26 protein-coding genes are annotated in these 24,018 nt (G+C 65.4%); 9 read left to right on the top strand and 17 right to left on the bottom strand.

What is annotated here, in order from left to right:
- Positions 1-67 precede the first annotated feature (67 nt).
- From VOI27_RS02210 to VOI27_RS02180, 7 genes are all read right to left on the bottom strand, one after another.
- Entirely contained in the window at positions 68-568 is a 501-nt protein-coding gene (locus tag VOI27_RS02210) for a prepilin peptidase (RefSeq protein ID WP_323763652.1), read from the bottom strand.
- A gap of 3 nt (positions 569-571) precedes the next feature.
- Positions 572-1,432, bottom strand: coding sequence for a tetratricopeptide repeat protein (locus tag VOI27_RS02205; RefSeq protein WP_323763651.1), 861 nt, complete (start codon positions 1,430-1,432; stop codon positions 572-574).
- A gap of 26 nt (positions 1,433-1,458) precedes the next feature.
- Positions 1,459-2,025: a tetratricopeptide repeat protein gene (locus tag VOI27_RS02200; RefSeq protein WP_416374629.1), complete on the bottom strand. Its 567-nt coding sequence runs from the start codon at positions 2,023-2,025 to the stop codon at positions 1,459-1,461.
- A gap of 330 nt (positions 2,026-2,355) precedes the next feature.
- A complete protein-coding gene (locus tag VOI27_RS02195; protein WP_323763650.1) occupies positions 2,356-3,324 on the bottom strand; it encodes a type II secretion system F family protein in 969 nt (322 codons plus the stop codon).
- A gap of 11 nt (positions 3,325-3,335) precedes the next feature.
- On the bottom strand, positions 3,336-4,304 hold the full coding sequence (locus VOI27_RS02190) for a type II secretion system F family protein (RefSeq protein WP_323763649.1): 969 nt from the start codon (positions 4,302-4,304) through the stop codon (positions 3,336-3,338).
- A gap of 5 nt (positions 4,305-4,309) precedes the next feature.
- A complete protein-coding gene (locus VOI27_RS02185) occupies positions 4,310-5,755 on the bottom strand; it encodes a CpaF family protein (RefSeq protein ID WP_323763648.1) in 1,446 nt (481 codons plus the stop codon).
- An 11-nt stretch (positions 5,756-5,766) separates the two neighbouring features.
- A complete protein-coding gene (locus VOI27_RS02180; RefSeq protein WP_323763647.1) occupies positions 5,767-7,065 on the bottom strand; it encodes an AAA family ATPase in 1,299 nt (432 codons plus the stop codon).
- Positions 7,066-7,177: 112 nt separating this feature from the next.
- On the opposite strand from VOI27_RS02180, the gene VOI27_RS02175 reads away from it, so the two are divergent.
- On the top strand, positions 7,178-7,354 hold the full coding sequence (locus tag VOI27_RS02175) for a hypothetical protein (RefSeq protein WP_323763646.1): 177 nt from the start codon (positions 7,178-7,180) through the stop codon (positions 7,352-7,354).
- A 1-nt stretch (position 7,355) separates the two neighbouring features.
- Here VOI27_RS02175 and VOI27_RS02170 read toward each other — a convergent pair whose 3' ends face one another.
- The 6 genes from VOI27_RS02170 to VOI27_RS02145 form a co-directional block, all read right to left on the bottom strand.
- Positions 7,356-8,051, bottom strand: a complete 696-nt coding sequence (locus VOI27_RS02170) for an OmpA family protein (RefSeq protein WP_416374628.1) — start codon at positions 8,049-8,051, stop codon at positions 7,356-7,358.
- A 4-nt stretch (positions 8,052-8,055) separates the two neighbouring features.
- Positions 8,056-9,480, bottom strand: coding sequence for a type II and III secretion system protein family protein (locus tag VOI27_RS02165; protein ID WP_323763644.1), 1,425 nt, complete (start codon positions 9,478-9,480; stop codon positions 8,056-8,058).
- Between the two features lie 214 nt (positions 9,481-9,694).
- Positions 9,695-10,681 carry a Flp pilus assembly protein CpaB gene (gene cpaB, locus VOI27_RS02160; protein ID WP_323763643.1) on the bottom strand — a complete coding sequence of 329 codons (987 nt, stop codon included), beginning with the start codon at positions 10,679-10,681 and terminating at the stop codon, positions 9,695-9,697.
- Between the two features lie 187 nt (positions 10,682-10,868).
- Positions 10,869-11,048: a hypothetical protein gene (locus VOI27_RS02155; protein ID WP_323763642.1), complete on the bottom strand. Its 180-nt coding sequence runs from the start codon at positions 11,046-11,048 to the stop codon at positions 10,869-10,871.
- Between the two features lie 243 nt (positions 11,049-11,291).
- Positions 11,292-11,471 (bottom strand): hypothetical protein, encoded by a 180-nt coding sequence (locus VOI27_RS02150; protein ID WP_323763641.1) that lies wholly within the window; start codon positions 11,469-11,471, stop codon positions 11,292-11,294.
- A 91-nt stretch (positions 11,472-11,562) separates the two neighbouring features.
- Positions 11,563-11,742, bottom strand: coding sequence for a hypothetical protein (locus VOI27_RS02145; RefSeq protein WP_323763641.1), 180 nt, complete (start codon positions 11,740-11,742; stop codon positions 11,563-11,565).
- Positions 11,743-12,105: 363 nt separating this feature from the next.
- Here VOI27_RS02145 and VOI27_RS02140 point away from each other — a divergent pair, with 363 nt between their 5' ends.
- From VOI27_RS02140 to VOI27_RS02120, 5 genes are all read left to right on the top strand, one after another.
- The gene (locus VOI27_RS02140) at positions 12,106-12,912 is read left to right on the top strand and encodes a lytic transglycosylase domain-containing protein (protein WP_323763640.1); all 807 of its coding nucleotides are present in this window, start codon (positions 12,106-12,108) and stop codon (positions 12,910-12,912) included.
- Positions 12,913-13,068: 156 nt separating this feature from the next.
- On the top strand, positions 13,069-14,493 hold the full coding sequence (locus VOI27_RS02135; protein ID WP_323763639.1) for a circularly permuted type 2 ATP-grasp protein: 1,425 nt from the start codon (positions 13,069-13,071) through the stop codon (positions 14,491-14,493).
- Position 14,494: 1 nt separating this feature from the next.
- The gene (locus tag VOI27_RS02130; protein ID WP_323763638.1) at positions 14,495-15,436 is read left to right on the top strand and encodes an alpha-E domain-containing protein; all 942 of its coding nucleotides are present in this window, start codon (positions 14,495-14,497) and stop codon (positions 15,434-15,436) included.
- A gap of 4 nt (positions 15,437-15,440) precedes the next feature.
- The gene (locus VOI27_RS02125) at positions 15,441-16,238 is read left to right on the top strand and encodes a transglutaminase family protein (RefSeq protein ID WP_323763637.1); all 798 of its coding nucleotides are present in this window, start codon (positions 15,441-15,443) and stop codon (positions 16,236-16,238) included.
- A 33-nt stretch (positions 16,239-16,271) separates the two neighbouring features.
- Positions 16,272-17,003 carry a peptidase gene (locus VOI27_RS02120; protein WP_323763636.1) on the top strand — a complete coding sequence of 244 codons (732 nt, stop codon included), beginning with the start codon at positions 16,272-16,274 and terminating at the stop codon, positions 17,001-17,003.
- A 99-nt stretch (positions 17,004-17,102) separates the two neighbouring features.
- On the opposite strand, the gene VOI27_RS02115 is transcribed toward VOI27_RS02120, so the two are convergent.
- Positions 17,103-17,741: a 3-oxoacid CoA-transferase subunit B gene (locus VOI27_RS02115; protein ID WP_323763635.1), complete on the bottom strand. Its 639-nt coding sequence runs from the start codon at positions 17,739-17,741 to the stop codon at positions 17,103-17,105.
- The gene (locus VOI27_RS02110) at positions 17,741-18,445 is read right to left on the bottom strand and encodes a CoA transferase subunit A (RefSeq protein WP_323763634.1); all 705 of its coding nucleotides are present in this window, start codon (positions 18,443-18,445) and stop codon (positions 17,741-17,743) included. Before VOI27_RS02110 ends, VOI27_RS02115 begins: the two co-directional genes overlap by 1 nt.
- Before the next feature lie 163 nt (positions 18,446-18,608).
- Between VOI27_RS02110 and VOI27_RS02105 the strand changes: the two genes are divergently transcribed.
- Positions 18,609-18,971 carry a metalloregulator ArsR/SmtB family transcription factor gene (locus VOI27_RS02105; RefSeq protein ID WP_323763633.1) on the top strand — a complete coding sequence of 121 codons (363 nt, stop codon included), beginning with the start codon at positions 18,609-18,611 and terminating at the stop codon, positions 18,969-18,971.
- Positions 18,946-19,371, top strand: a complete 426-nt coding sequence (locus VOI27_RS02100) for an SRPBCC domain-containing protein (RefSeq protein ID WP_323763632.1) — start codon at positions 18,946-18,948, stop codon at positions 19,369-19,371. Before VOI27_RS02105 ends, VOI27_RS02100 begins: the two co-directional genes overlap by 26 nt.
- 49 nt (positions 19,372-19,420) lie before the next feature.
- Here the strand turns inward: VOI27_RS02100 and VOI27_RS02095 are convergent, their stop codons facing one another.
- Together VOI27_RS02095 and topA are read right to left on the bottom strand one after the other, a co-directional pair.
- A complete protein-coding gene (locus VOI27_RS02095; protein WP_323763631.1) occupies positions 19,421-19,972 on the bottom strand; it encodes a L,D-transpeptidase in 552 nt (183 codons plus the stop codon).
- 656 nt (positions 19,973-20,628) lie between these two features.
- Positions 20,629-23,346 carry a type I DNA topoisomerase gene (gene topA, locus VOI27_RS02090; protein ID WP_323763630.1) on the bottom strand — a complete coding sequence of 906 codons (2,718 nt, stop codon included), beginning with the start codon at positions 23,344-23,346 and terminating at the stop codon, positions 20,629-20,631.
- Positions 23,347-23,484: 138 nt separating this feature from the next.
- Here topA and VOI27_RS02085 point away from each other — a divergent pair, with 138 nt between their 5' ends.
- Positions 23,485-23,943, top strand: coding sequence for a hypothetical protein (locus VOI27_RS02085; protein ID WP_323763629.1), 459 nt, complete (start codon positions 23,485-23,487; stop codon positions 23,941-23,943).
- The last annotated feature ends 75 nt before the right edge of the window (positions 23,944-24,018 follow it).

Genomic DNA, 24,018 nt, shown 5'->3' with positions numbered 1-24,018 from the left:
AGGTACCTCTCTCGACGCAGGGTCATGGTGGCAAGAAGGAGTTCAGAAATCGTGAAGCGCATCGCCGTCAGCTCCCGAAAACCGCGCCGAGCGCGAGGTAGAGCGCCAGCGTGCCGCCAAGCGCCAGACCCATCGGGAAATCGCTGCCGGTGTCCCAGCTTTGCCAGGAGGGTGCCATGCGGCGCAGGGGGGTGTATTTGGCCAGCCGGTGGGCGGCAAAGGCGCCCAGCAGCGTCGCCGCCAGCAGCATCATCAGGAAGACGACATCGCTGGGGTGGATGAAGGGCGCGGCGGCGGCGGCGAACTTGGCGTCGCCCGCGCCCACCAGCCCGGTGGCGTTCATCACGATGCCGGCCAACAGCACCACCACCAGCTGCACCAGCCGCCAGGGGTAGTCGGCAAGCGGCAGGGCGATCAGACCGACCACCAGAAACACCGCTGCCAGCGCCAGCACCGCCTTGTTGGGGATCTTCATCGCCCGCATGTCGGACCAGCAGACATAGAGGCAGACCGGCACCACGAAGGGCAGGAACCACAGGGCCGACCAGCTGGTGACAGTGAGGCCCATCGCTCAGTTCGCCGTGTTGTTTTCCAGGGCGCTCAGCGAGCGGACGGCGGCCTCGAAATACTGCGGGTGGGTCTCGACGGCATCGCGGAACAGGCCCTTGCCGGTCTCGACATCGCCGCGTTTGACCGCCGAGAGGCCGAGGGTATAGAGCAGTTCGGCGCGCTCCTGCTGGCTCATCGGCACCACCGGCAGGGTGTAGTTGCCCTGCGCGCCGCGGGCCAGCACCAGATTGTTCTTGGCGGTAAAGAGCGCGCTGTCCTGGCGGATCGCCTGGACGAACAACCGCTCGGCACCGGCGTAATCGCCGCGGCTCAGCTTGGAATAGCCCCAGTTGTTCATCACGCCGGAGGGGCTGGTGGTCAGGCCCACCGCGGTCTCGTAGAAGCTGTCGGCCTTCTTCCACTCCTCGTTGCTGTCGGCGATCATCGCCTCGAGCCTGTAGCGCTTGAAGGTCTCGTGGGTCGGCGGCACCGCGTCGAGCACCTCTTCGGCCTCAGCCCACTGGTTGTTGCGGATATAGGCATCGGCCAGCTCGATACGGTCGTCGGGGGTGCTGTCCTCGAGCTTGATGATCTTCTTCCAGACCGTGACCGCCTCGGTCGGCCGCTTGGCGCGGATCAGCGATTCCGCAAGGCCGCGCTGCAGGTCGATGCGTTCGGGCTGGCCGGCGGTGGCGCGCTGGAAATAGCTCACCGCCTCGTTGGGATCGGAGTTGGTCAGCATCACCTCGTTGAGGTTGCTTTCGTCGATCACGTTGATGTCTTGCAGCTTGCGATCGACCGCGTCCTTGTCGATCCCCTTTTCACAGGCGGCCAGCGCCAGCACGGCGGCCAGACCGGCGAACACAAAGGTGGGATGGCGCATTTTTGCGTCCTTTTCTGCTCTTGCCTCTAGAGTGCGGTTCGGATCAGGTAGTCCGAGCTCCCCCGCCGCACCAGTTTGTAGTCTTGTTCTTGCTCGATACCGTACTGGATATTGTCCAGTTTTGCGAGCGCCAGCCGCAGGTTGTCGCGGATCGCGTCGCTCTGGCCACTGTCGAGCGCATAGGCCCGGCGGAACACCTGGGCGGCCTCGGCATGCTTGCCGCGCTCCATCAGCACCACGCCGAGATTGTTCCAGACCTCGGCCCAGCCCTCTTCCCTCTTGACCGCGCGTCGCAGCAGGGTCTCGGCCTGGCCCAGCCGGCCAAGCGCGAGGTTGGCGCTGCCCAGCGCGGTGAGCACCTCGGCATCGCCGATCCCGCGATCAAGCGCGGCGCGGTTGAAGGCGGCCAGCGCCAGTTCGTTCTCGTTGGCGGCCAGAAGCCGGTGGCCGACCAGCAACTGGTCGACCGCATCCGCCCGGCGGTTGACCTCGGGCGCGTAGGGCGAGTTGCGGTCACGCGAAAGACCGCCCTGGGAACAGGCGGTCAGGCTCAGGATCGCGGCCAGAAGGCCGACTGTCTTGGAAAGGGACACCGTCTTTCCTGCTCGTTGGCTGCCTCGTTTGGTGCCGGTGTCTCACCCTCGGGCGGCCCGGCTTGACCAGAGACTACCGCAGAGCGGCGGGTTTCCCGCAGCGGTTTGTCGCGCCTTGCCGCAAAAACCCCGCCCACGTTGCGATTTTGCCGATCCGGCCCTGCGCTGATGGAGTGGCGATGCACCCCGTCCCCGGGTCGCCGGCCGTAGGATGGGTTTGCAACCCACCGCCTCCTGCGGCAAGGGTCCCTGGCCCGTAGGGTGGGTTTGCAACCCACCGCCCGCCACGAGAAACCGGCCGGGTGCCCTAATGGGGGGCACCCCACCGCCTTACCCCGCCAGCGAACCCAGCTTCATGATACCCATCGCCGAGGGACCGACGAGGATGATCAGCAGCGGCGGCACGGTCAGGCCCATGGTCACCAGCGTCATCTTGGTGGGCAGCTTGTTGGCCTTTTCCTCGGCCCGCATCACCCGCTTGTCGCGCATCTCGCCGGCATAGACCCGCAGCGCCTCGGCGATCGAGGTGCCGAAGGTCTGCGCCTGGATCAGCACGGTGACAAACGACGCGATGTCCTGCACGCCGCAGCGCTCGCCCATGTCGTTGAGCACGGTGGACTTGTCCTTGCCGGCCTTGATCTCATGGCTGACCACCTGAAACTCATAGGCAAGCTCCTGATAGGACGACTGGATTTCCTTGGACACCCGCAGGATCGACTGGTCGAGCGACTGCCCGGCCTCGACGCAGACCAGCATCATGTCGAGCGCGTCGGGAAAGCCGTCCTCGATCTCTTCGTGGCGCTTGCCGGCGCGGCTGGTGATCCAGTACTTGGGCAGGAAATAGCCCGCGGCTCCGGGACCGAGGATATACATCACCATCTGCTGGGTGGTGGCGTTCTCGGGGCCGAGCACGAGGTAGTAGTAGGCCAGGCCAAGCGCCAGGGCCAGCACGCCGAGGATCACCTGCGCGGCATGAAACATCCGCACCGCGTCTCGGCCGCGATAGCCGGCCTGCATCAGCTTCTTCTGGATCTCGGAATAGCTTTCCTGATCCTGCGGTTCGAGGAAGCTGCCGTATTTCTCGAGCTTCTTGTTCGTGGTCCCGCTAGAGCGCAGGGTCTCGCCCTTGATGCCTTTCTGCTGGCGGGTCTGCGCCACCAGTTTGTCCATCGGGTCGGGGCGCTGCTTGAGCAGCATCGACAGCGCCAGCAGCAGCAGGACCACACCCAGAGCGCCCACCAGGAGCACAGGGGCCATCGGGCCGAAGAGGTCGTAGAGCATTCCACCGGGTTCAAACATGACGGTCTCCCTCAGACTTTGATGTTCACGAGCATCCGCATGACGATCAGGTTCGCCGCGAGGAAGCCGAAGACCACGAAACAGGCCGGGATGAAGAACGGGTGGTCCATCACCTCGTCATAGTAATGCGGGTCGGTGAGCTGGATGAAGATCAGGCACATGATCGGAAAGCCTGACAGGAACTTGCCAGACCACTTGGCCTCGGCGGTGATCGCCTTGACCCGGCGAAAGAGGCGAAAGCGCGCCCGGATCACCTTGGACAGCCCCGCCAGCACCTCGGCGAGGTTGCCGCCCGATTGCTGCTGGATGGTCACCGCGACCGCGAGAAAGCGCAGGTCCTGCATGTCGAGCCGGTCCGACATCTCGCGCAGCGCCTCGCCCACGTCGCGTCCATAGGCGGCCTCGTCGGCGATCACGCCCAGTTCCGAGGCCAGCGGGTCCTTGACCTCTTTCGACACGATGGTCAGCGCCGAGGAGAAGGGGTGGCCGACGCGGAGCGACCGGACGATCAACTCGATGGCGTCGGGCAGCTGCTCCTCGAGCATCGACATGCGCTTGCCCGCCTTGTGGTTGATCCAGGTGTAGACCCCGCCGACCCCCATGGCGACGGCCCCGGCGCAGCGCACCGCGAGCCCGGTTTCGGTGCCCAGCGTCAACCCGACGAAGGCCAGGAAGCTGACCGCCACCATGATCAGGATCAGCTGCGTGGGGGTAAAGGCGATGGCCGCCTTCTGCGCCTTGGTGGCAAGCAGCGAATAGAGCGGTATCTTGCGCGACTTGACGTGCTGGTTCATCTCCTTGCGGAGCTTTTCCAGCACCTCGTCGCGGCGCGCGCCCTTGTCGATCATCTCGAGCCGGCGGTTGACCCGGCTGTTGAGGCTGATCGATTTGCCAAAGACGGTCAGGTAGACCCCTTCGACCAGCGCCAGGACGCCGACGAAGATCAACCCGTAGATGATCGGTTCTGCAGTGAGCTCCATGAGCCTTACTCCGCGGCGAAGGGTTCAAAGATGGCAGGCGGCAGGTCGTAGCCCCAGAGCTTGAAGCGCTCGGAATAGTGGCTGCGCACGCCGGTGGCGGTGAAGTGGCCGATGATCTTGTTGTCGGGCGTCAGGCCCACGCGCTGGTAGCGGAAGACCTCCTGCATCGAGATCACCTCGCCCTCCATGCCGGTCACCTCGGTGATCGAGACCATGCGGCGCGAGCCGTCCTGCAGGCGCGAGGCCTGAACGATCAGGTTGACCGCCGAGGAGATCTGCGAGCGCACCGCCTTGAGCGGCATCTCGATCCCGGCCATGGCGACCATGTTCTCGAGCCGGCTCACCCCGTCGCGGGCCGAGTTGGCGTGGATCGTGGTCATCGAGCCGTCGTGGCCGGTGTTCATCGCCTGCAGCATGTCGATCACTTCCTCGCCGCGGGTCTCGCCGACGATGATCCGGTCGGGCCGCATCCGCAGGGCGTTGCGCAGACAGTCGCGCTGGCTGACCGCGCCCTTGCCCTCGACGTTGGCGGGGCGGCTTTCCATCCGGCCGACATGGGTCTGTTGCAGCTGCAGTTCGGCGGTGTCCTCGATCGTCAGGATCCGTTCGCTGTCGTCGATGAAGGACGACAGCGCGTTGAGCGTCGTGGTCTTGCCCGAGCCGGTGCCGCCGGAGACGATGACGTTGAGCCGGCAGGCGACGGCGGCCTGAAGATAGGCGGCCATTTCCTCGGTGAAGGCGCCAAACTTGACGAGGTCGTCGACCGCCAGCTTCTCCTTCTTGAACTTCCGGATCGAGACCAGCGAGCCATCGACCGCGATCGGTGGCACCATGGCGTTGAACCGCGAGCCATCTGCAAGACGGGCGTCGACATAGGGGTTGCTCTCGTCCACGCGCCGGCCCACCGCCGAGACGATCTTGTCGATGATCCGCAGCAGGTGCTTTTCGTCCTTGAAAGTCACGTCCGACAGCGTGAGCTTGCCGTTGCGCTCGACAAAGATCTGTTGCGGGCCGTTGACGAGGATGTCGTTGACGGTGTCGTCCTGCAGCAGCGGCTCGAGCGGGCCGAGGCCCTTGACCTCGTTGTAGAGCTCCTGGATCAGCGTGGTGCGATCCTCGCGGTTCAGCACCACGCCCTTCTCGGTCATCAGCTCCTCGCCGATATCGCTGATCTCGGATTTCAGGTCGGCCTCGGTAGCATGTTCCAGCGCGCCGAGGTTGAGATTGTCGAGCAGCGCGCGGTGCAGGTCGAGCTTCAGCTCGCCCATCTTCTCCTTGCGCTTCTGTTCCTTGTCGGTGGCCTCGGGGCGGGACGCCAGGGTCTTGACCACCGGCCGGCGCATCGAGACCGTCTTGGCGGGGGCGTCCTCGCGGGGCGGCAGCTTGGCGACGTTGTCGGCCTTGGCGGCGGCCGGCTTGGCGGCGTCGGATTTGCGGTATTTGGAAAACATGGGCTCTGTCCTCAGGCTGCTTCTGCCGCGTCTGCACCCACTTCGTGCAGCGATTTGGCAAGCTTTGCGATTTCACGGCGCAGCGGGTTCTTGGCGGCGGCGGTGGCCAGCGGCAGACCGTGGTCGCAGGCCTGCACCACCGGCTTGCCGCCGTCGGGGAATTGCACGTCGATGGCGATGCCGAGGCTCTCGGCCATGCGCTTGACCCGGCTCTTGCCGGTCAGGTCGGTGAACTTCGGCGCGCGGTTGAGCAGGAACCGCAGCTTCTCGAAGGGCAGGTCCTCGGACTGCAGCGCACGCTTCAGGCGCAGGGCATTCTGCGCCGAGCGCATGTCGATCTCGAGGATCGAGAAGTAGACATGCGCCATGGTGAGCACGGTCTCGGACCATTGCACCAGCGTCTTGGGCATGTCGACGACCACATAGTCGAAGTGCTCGCAGGCGGTCCGCAGCAGCTTTTCCACGTCCTGCGGCGGCAAGAGGTCCAGCGGCAGCATGTCGGCCGGCGCGGTGAGCACCTGCATCTTTTCCTCGTAGTCCATCAGCGCCTGGCTGAAGCTGTCCTCGTCCATGTTCTCGATGTCCGACAGCAGCTCGTAGACCGACTCGCGGCGCGGCAGGTCGAGATAGGTGGCGACCGAGCCGAACTGCAGGTCGAGGTCGATCAGGCAGACCTTGGGCGCTTCGGTCTTGGCGATGGTGGCCAGCTCCCAGGCGAGGTTGGTGGCAAAGGTCGTGGAGCCGACGCCACCGACCAGGCCGTGCACCGCGATCAGCACGCCGTTGCGGGCCGCGCCTTTCTTGAGCTTGACCTTCTTCTCTTCGGGCTGCGCCTCAGCCGCGTCGATCTCGGAGACCTCAACCAGCGCGCCGGCGGCGGCGGCCTCCGACGGGGCAGCGGCGGCGGCGCGCACCCGGTCGATGGCGAATTGCAGCTCGGTCTCTGGCAGCGGGTAGGGGACGAATTCATCGGCGCCCTTGCGCATCAGGTGGTGCAGCGCCGCCGGCGAGACATCCTCGGTGATCAGGATCACCTTGATGTCGCGCGCCTTGGCGGCCTCGATGATCTCGGCCAGCACCGGCAGGTCGGCCTCGTCCTCGGCATCCATGGCGATGGCGATGAACTCCAGCGCCTCGGCGTCCTGCTGGGCAAAGAACGGGATCGCCTCGTCAAAGCCGAGGTCGCCCCATTGCTCGCCCAGAGCGGTTTCCATGTCTTCGATCAGGAGCTCGAATTCCTGCACGTTCCGGCTGATCGTGCAGGCGACGATGGGAGGAATGTCCATCTCAAGCGCTGTTTCGTCCGTCATGGCCTTTATCCTTTACAAACTCTACCCGCCCTCTAGCCCTGCCGACGTCCGGCATGCGATGTGCCGGTGCGGTCGCGGGGTCTGGGGCCGTCCCGCGGGTTAATCGTCCCACGTGGCACATTTCACTGATCCGAAAGTGCTTGAAAATTCAGGCGAGATTGCGGCCAAAAAATCGTCATTTCGCGAAAACGGGCCAATCGCCATCGATCCCGGGGGATTGTTCATGGCGCTGGAAACGAAAAAGGAGGCGGAACATCCGCCTCCTTTTGCCTGCCGGGATACGAGGTAGTCTAGTTGGCAGAGCTGTCGGACGTGTCGGCCTGGGAGCCGGTCGAGACGCCAGTGGTAAAGGTCGATCCGGGCTCGCCGGAGGTCAGGTACTCGCGGTAGACGACGGCGGCGTAATTGCCGTCGAGCAGCATCGGGTGGCCCGCCACGAAGCCAGAGACCTCGGTCACGGTGCGGCGGTTGCGGCGCTCACGTCCTTCGGTCACGATCAGCGGCTGGGTCTCGCCAAAGCTCACCACCGCCTCGAGACGGCTCGGCGAGATGCCCTGGCCCACCAGGAAGGCCACGACCGCATCGGCGCGGCGCTGGCCGAGCTGACGGTTGTAGGCGTTGGAGCCCACCTTGTCGGTATGGCCATAGACCCGGAAGCGGACCTCGGGGAAGCGCTTGATCCACGCGGCCTGACGGCTCAGCGTGGCGGCGGCGCCGGCCTCGATCCGGGTCGAGTTGAAGGCGAAGTTCACCGTCGTCGGCACCTCTTCGGCGAAACGCTGGGCCATGTTGTAGACCCATTGCTTCTCGCCGGTCTGATAGGCCTGGTTGTTCATCGTCGCGGTGCCGAAATTGCCGGTATCGATCAGCGCTCCGGATTCGCGATAGAACGAACCCTGCACCGGCCCGCCATGGGGCGAACACCCGGCCAGGATGCCGAGGGCGGCGACCGAAGCCACGAGATATGTCAAGCGCACCTGCTGCATCCGATCAATCCATCACATAGCCATAGGACCCGGAGAAGTCCTGCTTGGCAACTTCGGCAACGGGTCCTTTCCGGGGTGCCGTGTCGCTGGCCACGCGGCCATGCAGGAAGAGGTCTTTCTCTGACGGCGGCCGCACCTTGTCGGTGGGCAGGGCCAGGGCTTCGCCGCGGGTTGGCGTCACCAGATGCGGTGTCACGATGATCACCAGCTCGGATTGCTCGCGGCTGTATTCGGCCGACCGGAACAGCGCGCCCAGCACCGGCACATCGCCCAGCCAGGGCACCTGGCCGTTGAGATCGCGGAAGTCGTCCTTGAGCAGACCGGCGATGGCAAAGCTCTCGCCGTCGCGCATCTCCACCGTGGTGGTCGCCTCGCGGCGGGTGAAGGCGTCGATCTGGAAGTCGTTGTTGACGAACCCGTTGGTCGGGTCGATTGCCGAGACGGCGGTCTTCAGTTCGAGGTTGATGACGTCATTGTCGACCACCCGGGGGGTAAAGCTCAGCTCGATGCCGAAGGGCTTGAACTCGATACGGATCAGGTCGCTTTCGGCCGAGACCGGCACCGGGTATTCGCCACCGGCCAGAAAGGTCGCCTCCTGGCCCGAGAGGGCGGTGAGGTTGGGCTCGGCCAGCATCCGCACCATGCCCTTGCTTTCCAGCGCCTCGAGCAGCAGCGCCACCTCGACCGCACCAAGGTTGAAGCCGATTGAGGAGGAGAGCTCGTTCGCGGTGGACCCGGGGATCACGCCGTTGAGGATGCCCTGCAGCGCCGAGTTCCGCGCTGCCTGGCCGGAGCCAAAGCGCACGCCGACGTTGTTGTTGGCGACGTTGCCGCCCAGTGCCAGCGACGAGGCCAGCGATTTCGACACGTTGCGCGACATCTCGGCAAAGCGGACCTTGAGCATCACCTGCTGGACGCCACCGACGCTCATCAGGTTCGACACCCGCTCCGGCGCGTAGCGTTCGGCAAGGTCCAGCGCGCGCATCATCTTTTGCGTCGACGAGGCGACGCCCGACAGCACGATACCGTCGTCGGCGCTGCGCACCTCGATCTTCTCGCCCGGCATGATCTGGCGCAGCCGTTCCTTGAATTCCGTGAGGTCGAAGGTGACATGCACATCGACATTGGTGATCAGCCGGCCCGAGGCATCGAGCAGCGTCAGCGTCGTGGTGCCGGTGCCCTTGCCCAGCACATAGATCGTGCGGTCCGAGAGCGACGAGATGTCGGCAATGGCGGGGTTGGCGATCGACAGCTCGGCAAAGGGCACGTCGCTTTCGACCACCACCGCGCGGTTGATCGGCACCGAGAGCTTGGACGAGGTGCCCTGCCGCACCACCCGGAGGGTTTCGGCCTGCGCGCTCGGCGCAAACGGCCCGGTGGCCAGAGCGGCGCCCATGAGGGCGGCTCCGAGGAACATCTTCACTGTCATCTGTGACCTGCCTTTCCGATCACGCCTCAACTCGCAGGTCTTTTCGCCTGCATTTGGCGTCACCTTGCGGGAAGTTTGGATTTTTTGCAAGAATCAATGGCTTCCGAGCGGGCTTTTATGTGGGTATCTCGCAACAGCGCGAAAAAAATGAAACGCCGCATCACAGGATGCGGCGTTTTGCTCTTTCAGACCTACCTGATGTAGAGGGTGCCGCTCAGTTGGTGCAGGGAATCGGGATCTCGACCATCTCGCCGCCCTTGCGGGTGCGGATTGTGCAAACTTCTTCCTGCTTTGCCTCGACGACCTTCTCGACCTCCGGCGCCTCGAGCCCCAGAAGGCTCATCTGGTCAACCTCGACCGGGCCGACCTCCGAGGTGTCGCCCGAGCCCACCAGCGCCAGCGACAGGCGGCCGGTGGATTGCGCCTGGGCCAGGGCCGCCACCTGCTGCGGCTTGGCCGAGACGGTCACGGTGCGGGCGATGGTGGTCGCCGAACTGTCGCCATAGGCAGACTGGTCGATGGCGATCAGCTTGACGCCGGTTTCGATCAGCTTGGTCACGTCGGAGGAGCTGCGCCCGCCTTCGTCACCGTAGGAGGAGACGCGGCCGGTCCAGTAGACATCGACCCGGTCGCCCGGCCGCAGGAAGCCCGAGACCCCGGAGGCCACGTCGACCTTGATCGCGAAGGCGCGCATGCCGGGGTCCAGCCGCGAGGTGATGCCGGCATCCTGGCCGGGGCGGGTGACCTTGGTGGCCAGGATCGCCTCGCCGCGCTCGATGGTGCGCAGCACGTAGCGCGCCTCGCCGCCGTCGGGAAACAGATCGTCGGTCTCGGTGATCTTCATCCCGTCGCGGCGCGGGTGCACGCCCGGTTCGGGGTTCTCACGAAGCTTGGCCTGGGTCGCCTCGTCGAGCTCGTCCCAGGGCTTGTGATAGGGGACGGCGCCGCCCTGCTGCAGGAAGGTGCCCTCCGGCACCGAGGCGCGCGGAAATTTCACCACCCGCACCGCCTCCGTCTCCAGCCTGTCGCCGTAGTTCATGCGTTTTGTCGCAACATAGACATCGACCGTCGCGATGCCCTCCGAGCCCTTGGCCTTGGCCAGTGCCACGCGATAGGAGTTCACATAGCCGTTGGCCAGGTAAACCGCGAAGCCGGCCAGCGCGATGCCGAGAATCAGCACCAATCCGAATACCACTCGCATTATCCTGCCCTTTCCTTCAAATCATTGTTTCCGTTTTGCCGGATGAATGTGGTGAATTTAAGCCGCGGAGCGGGCGGCCTGGCGGCTGATGGCGCGCGATTGCAGGGCACGCGGCGGCCCGGGCATGCGAAAGCCGGCCCTGGTCAGGGGCCGGCTGTCGGTCACGCTGCCTGAGGGGGATCAGGGTCTAGAAATCGTTTTGTCCGCCGATCGCGCCGCCAATGGCGGTCGACAGCGTGTTGGTGTTGGTCTCGATCGAGACATAGGCCACGGCGGCAAGGCCGACGATGGCTGCGGTCAGAACAACCCAGTCCACGGTGACGGCGCCATCTTCGGCCTTGAAAAAATTCTTGAGAAGCCTTTGCATAGCCGTCTCTCCCAACTCTTGATACCTCAATAGGACGATGCCGGCGATGCCGGCTGAACCGTCGAGCCTGTGGGTCCGTTCTGGACAGCTCGGGAGCATTGCACAGGGCTGTGCCCCCGAGGCCTGACCCGCCGCGCCGTTACGCGGCAGCCGCCCCGCGGGCGACCTGTGCCGCAGGGCACAGAGGGTCAGACAGGCACCCGAGCGCGAAATCCGGGTACCTGTCTTTGGTCAGGTAAACGATCAGAAGTCGTTTTCACCCGAGATCGCGCCGGCAGTGGCGTTGAACAGGGTGGTGGCGTTGGTTTCGATCGCGCCGTAGGCCGCGATCGCCAGGCCGACGATGGCTGCGGTCAGCACGACCCAGTCAACAGTAACGGCGCCGTCTTCGTCTTTGCGGAAGTTCTTGATGAAGTTGATCATGGTGTGTCTCCGGTTCGGCCACAGGGGCCTGTATGTTGGGTGTCGGGTCCTGCCGCGACAGGACCCTCAGATCAGAGGCTCAGGTAAACGATCAGAAGTCGTTCTCGCCCGAGATCGCGCCGGCAGTGGCGTTGAACAGGGTGGTGGCGTTGGTTTCGATCGCGCCGTAGGCTGCGATCGCCAGGCCGACGATGGCTGCGGTCAGCACGACCCAGTCAACAGTAACGGCGCCGTCTTCGTCTTTGCGGAAGTTCTTGATGAAGTTGATCATGGTGTTTTCTCCGTAGGTCGATTTTGCGTTTCGTTCACCTCGCCGGGGGTCTCAGGCCTGCCTCTCACCTCAGGTCTGTCCGACTTGGTATGACGCTAATAGGCCACCCGAATGGGGCGGCAGTTGGGCGGCAATCGCTCAATTTGCGGCCCTGCCGGTCGGCCCCGCGGAAAACTCCGCAAGTCGCTGATTTTTCGCCTCAAATAATTTTAGCGGTGCATGAACCGGCCGCCGGGCGCGGACAATTGTTGGCAAATATGGCGCGCGCGCAGCTTTTGAATGCGACCAAACTGGCCTCAGGCGCGGTTTTTTGCGAGGTTTGGCGACAATGACATCGCCCAACGAGGCAGAGCAGGTATCAAGATGAGACATCTGGCATATGGCGCCGTGCTGTGCGCCCTGATGGCGGCGCCACTTCCCGCCCTGGCCGAAGCGCCGGCCTTTCCCGATTTCGAGGCCCGGCGGGTCAAGCCGCCCAAGCCCGGCACCAAGAAGCGCATTCTGGTGCAGATCACCGCGCCGGCCCCGCGCAAGCCGGTCGCCGCGAAACCGGCCCCGGCGACCGACGGTGCCAGCGGCGTTGCGACCTACGGCTGGTTCTGGACAACCGTCTCGGCGAAATACGAAGACCGCAACCCCGGCCGCCTGGACGAGGCTCTGGCGGCGCTCGACAAGGCTCCCAAGGGGCAGGGGGTCCGGCCGCCGCGGCTGGCCGACCTGCAAGCCATCGCCGCCGCCCGCGGGGTGGAGATCCTCACCGCGACGGTCGGCACCCAGGTCTCGCCGGCGCTGGCGCTGGCGGTGATGTCGGTCGAGAGCGGCGGCCGGGTCGATGCGGTTTCGTCGGCGGGCGCGCAGGGCCTGATGCAGCTGATGCCGGCGACCGCCGCGCGGTTCGGCGTCACCGACAGCGCGGTTGCGGCTGACAATATAAGAGGCGGGGTCAAGTTCCTCGACTTCCTGATCAACAAGTTCGAGGGCGACCCGCTGCTGGTTCTGGCGGGCTACAACGCGGGCGAGAACTCGATCGGCAAGCACGGCGGCGTGCCGCCCTATGCCGAGACCCGCGACTACATCCCCAAGGTGCTGGCGGCCTGGAAGGTGGCGCAGGGCCTGTGCAAGACACCGCCGATGTTCATCTCGGACGGCTGCGTGTTCGTGACGATGTGATGGCCACAGGCCAGAAGACCGGGGCGAGCAGGCATGCGTTGCCTTGTTTGCAGGCATTTGCCTCGGGGGTGATCGATTTCAAGGCAAAGCTGCCGCCGCGCCGCGCCGCGACCTGCTCTTCGTTGCCAGTGCCGCCGGGTTATCTAGGCTCGGCCCATGACAAGCGACAGCCCGTATTTCAGTGAAATGTACAGCGCCGGCCAGGCCCGCGCGCCCTATGCCAGCTATGACGCCTGGTTCGCCCGACAGAACAACGAAAGGCTCTCGCAGAAATCGCGAGAGGCCGAAGCGTTCTTTCGCCGCACCGGCATCACCTTCAACGTCTATGGCGAGGCCGATGCCGAAGAGCGGCTGATCCCCTTCGATCTGGTGCCGCGGATCATCTCGGACCGCGAGTGGAGCCGGCTGTCGAAAGGCATCGAGCAGCGGATCATCGCGATCAACGCCTTTCTGCATGACATCTACAACCGGCAGGAAATCATCCGCGCCGGGGTGATCCCGATCGAGCTGATCGCCCAGAATGAGGCCTTTCTGCCGGAAATGATGGGGTTCTCGCCGCCCGGCGGGGTCTATACCCATATCGTCGGCACAGATATCGTGCGCACCGGCGAGGATGATTTCTTTGTCCTCGAGGACAATGCCCGCACCCCGTCGGGCGTCAGCTACATGCTGGAAAACCGCGAGACCATGCTGCAGATGTTCCCGGAACTCTTCAGCCGGATCCGGGTGCAGCCGGTCAGCGACTATCCCCGCAACCTGCGCCGGTCGCTGGAAGCCTCGGCGCCGCTGGGCTGCAAGGGCCGGCCCTGCGTGGTGGTGCTGACCCCCGGCATCCACAACTCGGCCTATTACGAGCACAGTTTCCTCGCCGATCAGATGGGGGTCGAGCTGGTCGAGGGCCATGACCTGCGCATCGTCGACGGCCATATCGCCATGCGCACCACCCGCGGCTACAAGCGGATCGACGTGATCTATCGCCGGGTCGATGACGAATACCTCGACCCGCTGACCTTCAACCCCAACTCGATGCTGGGCGTGCCGGGGATCATGGATGTCTACCGCGCCGGCAACGTGACCATTGCCAATGCGCCGGGCACCGGGGTCGCCGATGACAAGGCGGTCTACAGCTACCTGCCCGATATCGTGCGATTCTATACCGGCGAACCGGCGATCCTGAAGAACGTCGAGACCTGGCGCTGTTCCGAGCCCGAGGCGCTGAAATACGTGCTCGACAACCTTGCCGAGCTGGTGGTCAAGGAGGTGCATGGCTCTGGCGGCTATGGCATGCTGGTGGGGCCGGCGGCCACCAAGCAGGAGCTGGCGGATTTCGCCGAGAAGCTGCGCGCACGGCCCGGCAACTACATCGCCCAGCCGACGCTGGCGCTCTCGACCGTGCCGATCTTTGCCGACAACGGGCTGGCACCGCGCCATGTCGACCTGCGGCCCTTTGCGCTGGTCTCGCCGCAGGGGGTCAAGATCGCGCCCGGCGGGCTGACCCGGGTGGCGCTCAAGGAGGGCTCTCTGGTGGTCAATTCGAGCCAGGGCGGCGGCACCAAAGACACTTGGGTACTGGAAGACTGACATGCTGGGCAAAACCGCAGGCGGGCTCTACTGGATGTTCCGCTCGCTCGAACGGGCGGAAAACACGGCGCGGCTGATCGAGGCGGGGTTCCGCATCGCGCTCACCCGCTCCAACAGCGCCGAGGCCGAATGGCGCTCGGTCATCGTCACGCTGGCGGCGCAATCGGCCTATGAGGCGGCGCATGACGGCTATGACAGCGCGCAGGTGGTGAACTTCCTGCTGCGCGAGACGGCGAACCCGAGCTCGGTGCTGTCGATCATCAAGTCGGCGCGCGACAATGCCCGCACCGTGCGCACCGCGCTGACCACCGAGGTCTGGGCGGCCGTGAACGAAACCTGGATGCTGTTCACCGAACTGCTCAGGGACGAGATCCCGCAGACCGAGCTGCCGGCGGTGCTGGCCACCATCCGCCAGCAGTCGGGGCTGGTGCGCGGCGCGCTCTACGGCACCATGCTGCGCAACGACGTCTATGATTTCTGCCGTCTCGGCACCTATGTCGAACGGATGGACAACACGGCGCGGCTGATCGACGTGAAATACTATTCGCTGCTGCCGGCGCCCTCCTTCGTCGGCAGCCGGCTCGACAACGTGCAATGGGAGACCATCCTGCGCTCGGTCTCGGCGCATCGGTCGTTCCGCTGGGCGGTGGAAGAGGATTTCACCGCCCCTGCCATCGCCGCCTTCCTGATCCTCGACCGGCGGATGCCGCGCTCGCTGGCCTACAGCGCCTGCGAGATCGTGCGCAGCCTCGGCAACCTGGCCGAGGATTACGAGACCCGCCACCCGTCGCATGACCTGGCCGATGCGCTCTGCTGCCAGCTGGAGAAACGCGACATCACCTCGATCTTCAACGAGGGGCTGCATGATTTCATCACCCGGCTGATCGGTGATACCGCGGGGCTCGCGCGGCAGGTCGAGACCGATTTCAGGTTTGCGGGGTAAGGCGATGGACATCACGATCAACCACGGCACCGATTACGGCTACAGCGCCCCGGTGAGCTATGCGCTGCAGAAGGTGCGGCTGCGGCCTCTGGCCTCTCAGGTGCAGCGGGTGGCGGAGTGGCAGATCGAGATTGCCGGCGGGCGGATCGAGACCAGCTACCGCGACCACCACGGCAACCATGTCGACCTGGTCAGCCTCGATCCCGGCGGCCAGGGGCTGCGGCTGCGCGCCCATGGCACGGTCGAGACGCTGGATGGCAGCGGTGTCTTCGGCCGGCACGATGGCGTGGCGCCGCTGTGGTACTACCGCCAGCAGACGCCGCTGACCCGTCCGGGCGCGGCGATCCGGGCGCTGCCGGCGGTGGCGCCGGAGCCGGCCGGCCAGCTTGACAGCCTGCATGCGCTCTCGGCGGCGATCCTGCAGGCGCTGCCCTATGCGACCGGCACCACCGGCGCCGACACCGGCGCCGAGGCGGCGCTGCAGGGCACTTCCGGCGTCTGTCAGGACCATGCCCAGATTTTTGTGTCCGCCGCCCGCTTGTCGGGGCTGCCGGCGCGCTATGTGAGTGGCTATCTGCTGGTCAACGACCAGACCGAACAGGAGGCGACCCATGCCTGGGCCGAGGTGCATGTTGAAGGATTGGGCTGGGTCGGCTTCGACGTCTCGAACGGCGTCTCGCCGGACGAGAAATACGCCCGTATCGCCACCGGCCGCGATGCCCGCGATGCCGCGCCGGTGGCCGGGCTGCGGATGGGCTCGGCCGAGGAATCGCTTGTGGTCTCGCTGCAGGTTCAGCAGTAAGACTGGGGCTGACCTCACCTTCGGAACCGGCAGATGACCTATTGTATCGGAATGCGGCTCGACCACGGCCTGGTGTTCATGTCCGACACCCGCACCAGCGCCGGCGTCGACAATTTCGCCGTCAGCAAGAAGATGTTCACCTGGGAGGTGCCGGGCGAGCGGGCGATCACCATCATGACCGCCGGCAATCTGGCCACCACGCAATCGGTGATCAGCCTGCTCAACGAGCGCTCGGTCTCGGAGGAGCAGCGCGACCCCAGCCTGCTGCACCAGCCGACGATGTTCCAGGTGGCGCGGCTGGTCGGCGACACCCTGCGCGAGGTGATCGCCGATGCCTCGCCCACGGGCCAGACCTCTGACGACCAGTTCGGCGCCTCGATCATCGTGGGGGGACAGATCCGCGGCGGGCAACCGACGATCTTTCTGATCTACCCCGAGGGCAATTTCATCGAAATCACCGAGGACACGCCATTCTTTCAGATCGGCGAGACCAAATACGGCAAGCCGATCCTGGTACGCGCCTATGACCGGACGATGGATTTCGAGGATGCGATCAAGCTGCTGCTGGTGTCCTTCGATTCGACGGTGAAATCGAACCTCTCGGTCGGCCTGCCCTTCGACCTGCAGATCTACGAGACCGACAGTTTCAGCAACCACCGCAACAAGCGGGTGCAGGCCGATGACGCGGTCTATCAGGGGATCAGCCAGCTCTGGGGGCAGGCGCTGCGCGAGGCGTTCCAGCTCTTGCCCAGCTACAGGCTCTGAGCGGAGGAGGGGGCGCTGCCCCCGGCCTGACGGCCTCCCCCGAGGGTATTTTTGAACAGAAGAAGGATCGGGGCAGCGCCTGGCCGCCCCGGTCATTTGTCAGACGATGGTTGCCTCGGTGGCGGCGCGGATCTCGTCTTCGCTGACGCCATCGGCGCAGGCGACGATCCTGAGGCCGCCGTCCACCACGTCGAGCACGCCGAGGTTGGTGATGATCCGGTCGACCACGCCCTTGCCGGTCAGCGGCAGGGTGCAGGCCTTCAGCAGCTTGCTGTCACCGTGCTTGTTGGTGTGGTCCATCACCACGATGACGCGGCCGACGCCGGCCACCAGGTCCATCGCGCCGCCCATGCCCTTGACCAGCTTGCCGGGGATCATCCAGTTGGCGAGGTCGCCGTTCTCGGCCACTTCCATCGCGCCGAGGATCGCCGCCGCGATCTTGCCGCCGCGGATCATGCCGAAGCTCGTCGCGCTGTCGAAATACGAGGTGCGCGCCAGTTCGGTGATGGTCTGCTTGCCGGCGTTGATCAGGTCGGGGTCTTCCTCGCCCTCGAAGGGGAAGGGGCCCATGCCCAGCATGCCGTTTTCGGACTGCAGGGTGATGTCCTTGTCGCCGACGTAGTTCGCCACCAGCGTCGGGATGCCGATGCCGAGGTTGACGTACATGCCGTCTTCGAGCTCTTCCGCCGCGCGGGCGGCCATTTGGTTGCGGTCCCAGCCCTTGATTTCAGCGGCCATCAGGCGTCCTCCCTCTTGCGCGTGGTGCGCTGTTCGATGCGTTTCTCGTGCTGCCCCTGGACGATCCGGTGCACGTAGATGCCGGGCAGGTGGATGTGATCGGGATCGAGCGCGCCGCGCTCGACGATCTCTTCCACCTCCACGACGCAGACCTTGCCGCACATCGCCGCCGGCGGGTTGAAGTTGCGCGCGGTCTTGCGGAACACCAGGTTGCCGGTGTCATCGGCCTTCCACGCCTTGACGATCGACAGGTCGGCAAAGATGCCCTCTTCGAGGATGTAATCCTCGCCGCGGAACTGCTTCACTTCCTTGCCCTCGGCGATCTGGGTGCCGACGCCGGTCTTGGTGTAAAAGCCCGGGATGCCGGCGCCGCCGGCGCGCATGCGCTCGGCCAGGGTGCCCTGCGGGTTGAACTCGAGCTCGAGCTCGCCGGAGAGGTACTGGCGCATGAATTCGGCGTTCTCACCGACATAGGAGGACATCATCTTCTTGATCTGCTTGGTTTCGAGCAGCTTGCCGAGACCGAAGCCGTCGACGCCGGCATTGTTCGACGCCACGGTCAGATCCTTGACGCCGCTGTCGACCAGCGCGTCGATCAGCAGTTCCGGGATGCCGCAGAGCCCGAAGCCCCCCGCCGCGATCTGCATGCCGTCGAAAAGCAGGCCGTCGAGCGCTTCTGACGCCGAGCCATAGACCTTCTTCATCGAAAATCTCCCATGAAAGTGATGATTGGCGAGTTTGTGGGCGAGGGGGGGCGAAGAGTCAAATGGATTGCCGCAGCGCAGAGATCGTTAACGTTAGCAGCCCGCCGGGCGATCATTCTCCTGAAAGGTTGACTGATGCCGGGACGACGTGTTATTCAACCATATGGCTAAACGACATGACGCATATGACCTCAACGACATTCTCAAGGCCGCCAGCGATCCGACGCGCCGGTCCATCCTGACGCTTCTGGCGCAGGAAGGGCCGCTGAAGGTCGGTGACATCCACGCCAGGTTCGACATGAGCCTCAATGCCATCTCCAAGCATATCAAGGCGCTGGAGCGGGCGGGTCTGGTACGGCGGCGGACCGAATGGCGCGAACATCTGATTGACGTGCAGATGGCGCCGCTGAAGGCGGTCGAGCGCTGGTTCGACGACCTGCGGTCGATCTGGGACCTGCGTCTTGACGCGCTTGAAACCCTGATGACGGAAGGAATTTCCGATGAACGATCTGACACTGACGGTTGAACGCACCATTGCCGCCCCGCGCGAGGCGCTGTTCAAGGCCTGGCTCGATCCCGATATGCTGCGCCGTTTCATGCGGCCCGGCGAAAACGTGACTGTGGCACGGGCAAACGCCGACGCGCGCGAAGGCGGGCGGTTCGAGATCATCATGATGGCCGGAGACCAGGCGTTGCCGCACACCGGCACCTACCGCGAGATCTCGCCGCATGACCGGCTGGTCTTTACCTGGGAGAGCAACCATTCGACCGAGGCGGACAGCGAGGTCACCGTGGAATTCACCCCCGAGGGCGCGGCCACGCGGGTCAAGCTCACCCATGTGCGCTTTCCCAGCGAGGACAGCCGCGACAATCACAAGGGCGGCTGGACCGGCATCCTTGCCGCGCTCGAGACCGCGGTGGCATAAGCAGCCGCGCCGATCCGTGGCCGGATCGGCGCGCCGGCTTTGTGCGGGCTTAGAGCAGGCGGACCTGGGTGCCGATCTCGGTGAGCGCGTAGAGCTCGGCGATTTTCTCGTTGTAGAGCCCGATGCAGCCGTCAGAGGACCGGCGGCCGATCTTGCGCGTGTCATGGGTGCCGTGGATCAGGTAGGCCGGCCAGTCGAAATAGAGCGCATGGGTGCCCAGCGGATTGTCCGGCGCGCCGCCTGCGACGGGCTTCCAGTCGGGAAAACGCTCCATCTGGCTGGCCGTCGGCGTCCAGGAGGGGCCGACCTTCTTGCGCACGATCCGGGTGTAGCCGCGCTTGGTGAGCTCGTCGGTCTTTGGCACCGAGGTCGGGTAGACGCGATAGTCGCTACCGTCCCCGGCCCAGAAATGCAGGGCGCGGGACTCGGTGTCGCAGACGATGGCGCCTTGGCCCAGCTCGCTGAAGTGGTCGCGCCAGTCCTGATGGGTAAAGGCGGAGATATTGTGGCGCACCGGCTCGGCGGCGCGGGCAACAGCAGGCAGCAGCAGGGCCGCGCCGGCGGTGGCCAGCAGGTGGCGGCGGGTGAATGTCTGGCGCATGTCAGGACCTTTCGATTGTCGTTCCGTGCAGGGGGACATGAAGCCGAAAGCGTCGGGGGTTGCCACTCACATATGCGCGAGCGTGAATGTGAGTGCGGAAAGGTCACAGGGGGTGAGACATCGGGGCGGGGGAGGGGGCTGCGTGAGGTTTCCTGACGACCGTGCCAGTCCCAACCTGGAGCCTCTCGGTTTGGGACTGGCGGTGAGGGGCCGGGACTGGGTTGGGTTTGTAGTGTCGGAGGTTTGCTCGGGACCCCGCCCCGGACGTGGTCCGGGGCCTCTCGGTTTGAGGCCGGCGGTGAGGTCCCGGCTCGGGGGCCGGGGCGGCGTGGGGTGTGTGTCCTCGGACGTTTGCCAATGACCCCGCCCCGGACGTGGTCCGGGGCCTAACGGTCTTGCGGCCGGCGGTGAGGTCCCGGCTCGGGGGCCGGGACGGCGTTGGGTTTGTGGTGTCGGAGGTTTGCTCGGGACCCCGCCCCGGACGTGGACCGGGGCCTCTCGGTTTTGGGGCCGGCGGTGAGGTCCCGGCTCGGGGGCCGGGACGGCGTTGGGTTTGTGGTGTCGGAGGTTTGCTCGGGACCCCGCCCCGGACGTGATCCGGGGCCTCTCGGTTTTGGGGCCGGCCGTGAGGTCCCGGCGCGGAGGCCGGGACGGGGTCACTCGTCCTTGGCAGCGGCCTTTTTCGGCGCGGCTTTCTTCGCGGTGGTCTTCTTGGCGGCAGGCTTCTTGGCAGCGGCCTTCTTGGCCGGCTTCTTCTTGCTCTTGCCGGCCTTTTCCTCGATCAGCTTGACCGCCATCTCCATGGTCACATCCGCCGGCTCGGTGTCCTTGGGCAGGGTCGCGTTGACCTTTTCCCATTTGACGTAAGGCCCGTAGCGCCCCTCCATCACATTGACCGCACCGCCGTCGGGGTGATCGCCGAGTTCCTTGAGCGGCTTCACGGCGGTCCGCCCGCGGCCGCGACCGGGGTTGGCGCGCTTGTGCTCGAGCAATTCGACCGCGTGGTTCATGCCGACCTCGAAGACCTCGATCGGGTCCTTGAGGTTGACGTAGACGGGTTTTTCCTCATCCGGCTTCTGGTGCATGATGTAAGGACCAAACCGGCCGAAGTTCGACTTGATCATGCCGCCTTCGGAATGCTCGCCGATCTCGCGCGGCAGGCTGAGCAGAGTCACCGCCTTGTCGAGCGTCAGGTCCTCCGGCCCCCAGCCGGGCACGAATTGGCCCTTGGCCTTGGGCAGCGAGGCGCGGGGCGGTTTCTTGTTCTCGGGCGTCGGCTCGCCACGCTGGACGTAAGGCCCGAAGCGTCCCGCCTTCAGCCAGATCTCGTCGCCGGCCTCCTCGCCCAGCAGCTTTTCCTCGCCATCCGCGCCCTCGCCGGCGATCGGACGGGTGTAGGTGCACTCGGGGTAATTGCCGCAGCCGACGAAGCCGCCGGTCTGCGAGGTCTTGAGGTGGAGCTTGCCGGCGCCGCATTTCGGGCAGACCCGCGGATCGCTGCCATCCTCGCGCGGCGGGTAGAGCTGGTCAGACAGCGCCTCGTCGAGCACGTCGAGCACCTGCGCGATCCGCAGGTCCGAGGTCTCGGCGATGGCGGCGGAGAAATCCTGCCAGAAGCGCTTGAGCACCTCCTTGTAGTCGCCTTCGCCGGCCGAGACCTTGTCGAGATCTTCCTCGAGGTTGGCGGTGAACTCGTAGCCCACGTATTTGCGGAAGAAGTTCAGCAGGAAGATGGTGACGATCCGGCCCTTGTCCTCGGGGATCAGCCGGTTCTTTTCCTTCTGCACGTAGCCGCGTTCCTGGATCGTGGTGACGATCGAGGCATAGGTCGAAGGCCGGCCGATGCCCAGCTCTTCCATCTTCTTGACCAGCGTTGCCTCGGTATAGCGCGGCGGCGGCTGGGTGTGGTGCTGCAGCGCCAGAACAGCGGTGTTTTCGGACAAGAGCGCCTTGCCGTTGCGCTGGATGCCGGCGGCTTCGACCACCGCGGGCGCGCTGTCGCCGGCCTTGCTGTATTCGGTCTCCAGCCCGGATCTCGCGAACTTGGCCGGCTCGCCGTCCATGATCTGCGGCAGGATGCGGTCGTCATCGCCCTCGGCCACGTCATCGCGGCCTTCCTCGTAGACCTTGAGGAAGCCCTCGAAGGCAATCCGCTGGCCATTGGCGCGCAGGCCCACCTGGCCGTCCTGGCTGGCGATCTCGACCACGGTGCGCTCGAGCCGGGCGCTCTCCATCTGGCAGGCCATGGTGCGCTTCCAGATCAGGTCGTAGAGCCGCGCCTGGTCGCTGTCGCGCAGCTTCAGCGCGGCGGTGTCCTTGGACATCTCGGTCGGACGGATACATTCGTGCGCTTCCTGCGCGTTCTTGGCCTTGTTCTTGTAAACCCGCGCCTTGGCCGGCACGAACTCGGCACCGTAGCGGTCCTTGATCGCGGTGCGGGTCGCGTCGACGGCCTCTGGTGCCATGTCGATGCCGTCGGTCCGCATATAGGTGATGTGGCCGGCCTCGTAGAGCCGCTGCGCCGCGTTCATTGCCTGCCGCGCGCCCATGCCGAACTTGCGGCTGGCCTCCTGTTGGAGGGTCGAGGTCATGAAGGGCGGCGAGGGGTTGCGGGTCGCCGGTTTGGCCTCGACCGAGGTGACGAAGAGATCGCGCGAGGTGACCGCCTGCACCGCCAGTTCGGCGGCGGTCTCGTTCTCCAGGTCGTATTTGTCGAGTTTCTTGCCGGCATGCACCGTCAGCCGCGCCTCGTATTCCTGACCGCGCGGGGTGGCGAGCAGCGCCTTGACCGACCAGTATTCGCGCGGCTTGAAGGCCTCGATCTCCATCTCGCGTTCGACGATCAGCCGCAGGCAGACCGATTGCACCCGGCCGGCCGAGCGCGCGCCGGGCAGCTTGCGCCAGAGCACCGGCGACAGGTTGAAGCCCACGAGGTAGTCGAGCGCCCGACGGGCCAGATAAGCCTCGACCAGCGGCGCGTCGACCTGGCGGGGGTTCTTCATCGCCTCGGTGACCGCGGTCTTGGTGATGGCGTTGAAGACGACGCGGCTGACCGGCGTGTCCTTCTTGATCGCCCGGCGCTTGCGCAGCGCCTCCTCGAGGTGCCAGGAAATCGCCTCGCCTTCGCGGTCGGGGTCGGTGGCGAGGATCAGCGCATTGTCGTCCTTGAGCGCGTCGGCGATCGCCTTGACGTGCTTGCGGCTGTCGACGCCGATCTCCCATTTCATCTCGAAATCGGCATCCGGATCGACCGATCCGTTCTTGGCCGGCAGGTCGCGCACATGGCCATAAGACGCCAGAACGGTGTAATCCGAGCCGAGATACTTGTTGATTGTCTTGGCCTTGGCCGGAGATTCGACAACAACAACTGGCATGAAATTTCCTTTCGACTCAAACCGCCTGCTCTGGCGGCGGAACATGTGGGCGGAGTGGTGCAAAAGTCAATGCAGGCAATTCTGCGTTGTGAAACCGCGCGCCCCGGCCCTATGCTGGCCGCAACGACCGGAGGACAGATGCGACGCCGTGTGATCTTGCTTGCGATTGCCGCCGTGGCCCTGGGCCTCGCGACCGGGAAGGGCGCCGCCCAGGACCGCGCCTGGCACGAGCCCGCGCGCGGCAGTGCCACCCGCAGCGCGCTGATGGAGGCGCTGCGGCCGCATGCGGAATGGGAACTCGGCGCGCCGGTGGAATTCGTCGTCGGCGAATTGCGGGTGGCCGGCGACCTGGCCTTTGCGGCGCTCACTGCGCAGCGCCCCGGCGGGGCGGCGATCGACCTGCGGCGCACGCCGGGGTTTGCCCGCGGCACGCTCGACCCCGAGATGATGGATGGCGCTAGCCTCCAGGCGCTCTACCGCAAGAGCGGCGCGACCTGGGTGGCGGTGCATCACGCCATCGGCGCCACCGACGCCTGGTTCGTCTGGGAGCCGCTCTGCGCCGCCTATCGCCCGGTGATCTCCGACTACTGCTTCTGAGCGCCGCGAGGGCCATCTACAGGGTATTGAACCCGCCGCCTTTGCCTCTTCGCACGACGCCCAATTGGGCCTGGA

Source organism: Marinovum sp. (genome assembly GCF_034669705.1).
In the GTDB taxonomy this organism is placed as follows: domain Bacteria; phylum Pseudomonadota; class Alphaproteobacteria; order Rhodobacterales; family Rhodobacteraceae; genus Marinovum.
The sequence above is the reverse complement of the archived record's forward strand: the minus strand, read 5'-3'. Positions and strand labels throughout refer to the sequence as shown.

Excerpts from the sequence above, each read along its gene's own strand:
- VOI27_RS02185 (WP_323763648.1), bottom strand. The coding sequence starts at position 5,755 with ATGTTTTCCAAATACCGCAAATCCGACGCCGCCAAGCCGGCCGCCGCC.
- VOI27_RS02170 (WP_416374628.1), bottom strand. The coding sequence starts at position 8,051 with ATGCAGCAGGTGCGCTTGACATATCTCGTGGCTTCGGTCGCCGCCCTC.
- VOI27_RS02150 (WP_323763641.1), bottom strand. The coding sequence starts at position 11,471 with ATGATCAACTTCATCAAGAACTTCCGCAAAGACGAAGACGGCGCCGTT.
- VOI27_RS02110 (WP_323763634.1), bottom strand. The coding sequence starts at position 18,445 with ATGAAGAAGGTCTATGGCTCGGCGTCAGAAGCGCTCGACGGCCTGCTT.
- cpaB (WP_323763643.1), bottom strand. The coding sequence starts at position 10,681 with ATGCGAGTGGTATTCGGATTGGTGCTGATTCTCGGCATCGCGCTGGCC.
- VOI27_RS02165 (WP_323763644.1), bottom strand. The coding sequence starts at position 9,480 with ATGACAGTGAAGATGTTCCTCGGAGCCGCCCTCATGGGCGCCGCTCTG.
- VOI27_RS02155 (WP_323763642.1), bottom strand. The coding sequence starts at position 11,048 with ATGCAAAGGCTTCTCAAGAATTTTTTCAAGGCCGAAGATGGCGCCGTC.
- VOI27_RS02205 (WP_323763651.1), bottom strand. The coding sequence starts at position 1,432 with ATGCGCCATCCCACCTTTGTGTTCGCCGGTCTGGCCGCCGTGCTGGCG.
- VOI27_RS02210 (WP_323763652.1), bottom strand. The coding sequence starts at position 568 with ATGGGCCTCACTGTCACCAGCTGGTCGGCCCTGTGGTTCCTGCCCTTC.
- VOI27_RS02130 (WP_323763638.1), top strand. The coding sequence starts at position 14,495 with ATGCTGGGCAAAACCGCAGGCGGGCTCTACTGGATGTTCCGCTCGCTC.
- VOI27_RS02085 (WP_323763629.1), top strand. The coding sequence starts at position 23,485 with ATGCGACGCCGTGTGATCTTGCTTGCGATTGCCGCCGTGGCCCTGGGC.
- VOI27_RS02095 (WP_323763631.1), bottom strand. The coding sequence starts at position 19,972 with ATGCGCCAGACATTCACCCGCCGCCACCTGCTGGCCACCGCCGGCGCG.
- VOI27_RS02195 (WP_323763650.1), bottom strand. The coding sequence starts at position 3,324 with ATGTTTGAACCCGGTGGAATGCTCTACGACCTCTTCGGCCCGATGGCC.
- VOI27_RS02180 (WP_323763647.1), bottom strand. The coding sequence starts at position 7,065 with ATGACGGACGAAACAGCGCTTGAGATGGACATTCCTCCCATCGTCGCC.
- VOI27_RS02120 (WP_323763636.1), top strand. The coding sequence starts at position 16,272 with ATGACCTATTGTATCGGAATGCGGCTCGACCACGGCCTGGTGTTCATG.
- VOI27_RS02140 (WP_323763640.1), top strand. The coding sequence starts at position 12,106 with ATGAGACATCTGGCATATGGCGCCGTGCTGTGCGCCCTGATGGCGGCG.
- VOI27_RS02100 (WP_323763632.1), top strand. The coding sequence starts at position 18,946 with ATGAACGATCTGACACTGACGGTTGAACGCACCATTGCCGCCCCGCGC.
- VOI27_RS02125 (WP_323763637.1), top strand. The coding sequence starts at position 15,441 with ATGGACATCACGATCAACCACGGCACCGATTACGGCTACAGCGCCCCG.
- VOI27_RS02190 (WP_323763649.1), bottom strand. The coding sequence starts at position 4,304 with ATGGAGCTCACTGCAGAACCGATCATCTACGGGTTGATCTTCGTCGGC.
- VOI27_RS02105 (WP_323763633.1), top strand. The coding sequence starts at position 18,609 with ATGGCTAAACGACATGACGCATATGACCTCAACGACATTCTCAAGGCC.
- VOI27_RS02145 (WP_323763641.1), bottom strand. The coding sequence starts at position 11,742 with ATGATCAACTTCATCAAGAACTTCCGCAAAGACGAAGACGGCGCCGTT.
- VOI27_RS02135 (WP_323763639.1), top strand. The coding sequence starts at position 13,069 with ATGACAAGCGACAGCCCGTATTTCAGTGAAATGTACAGCGCCGGCCAG.
- VOI27_RS02115 (WP_323763635.1), bottom strand. The coding sequence starts at position 17,741 with ATGGCCGCTGAAATCAAGGGCTGGGACCGCAACCAAATGGCCGCCCGC.
- topA (WP_323763630.1), bottom strand. The coding sequence starts at position 23,346 with ATGCCAGTTGTTGTTGTCGAATCTCCGGCCAAGGCCAAGACAATCAAC.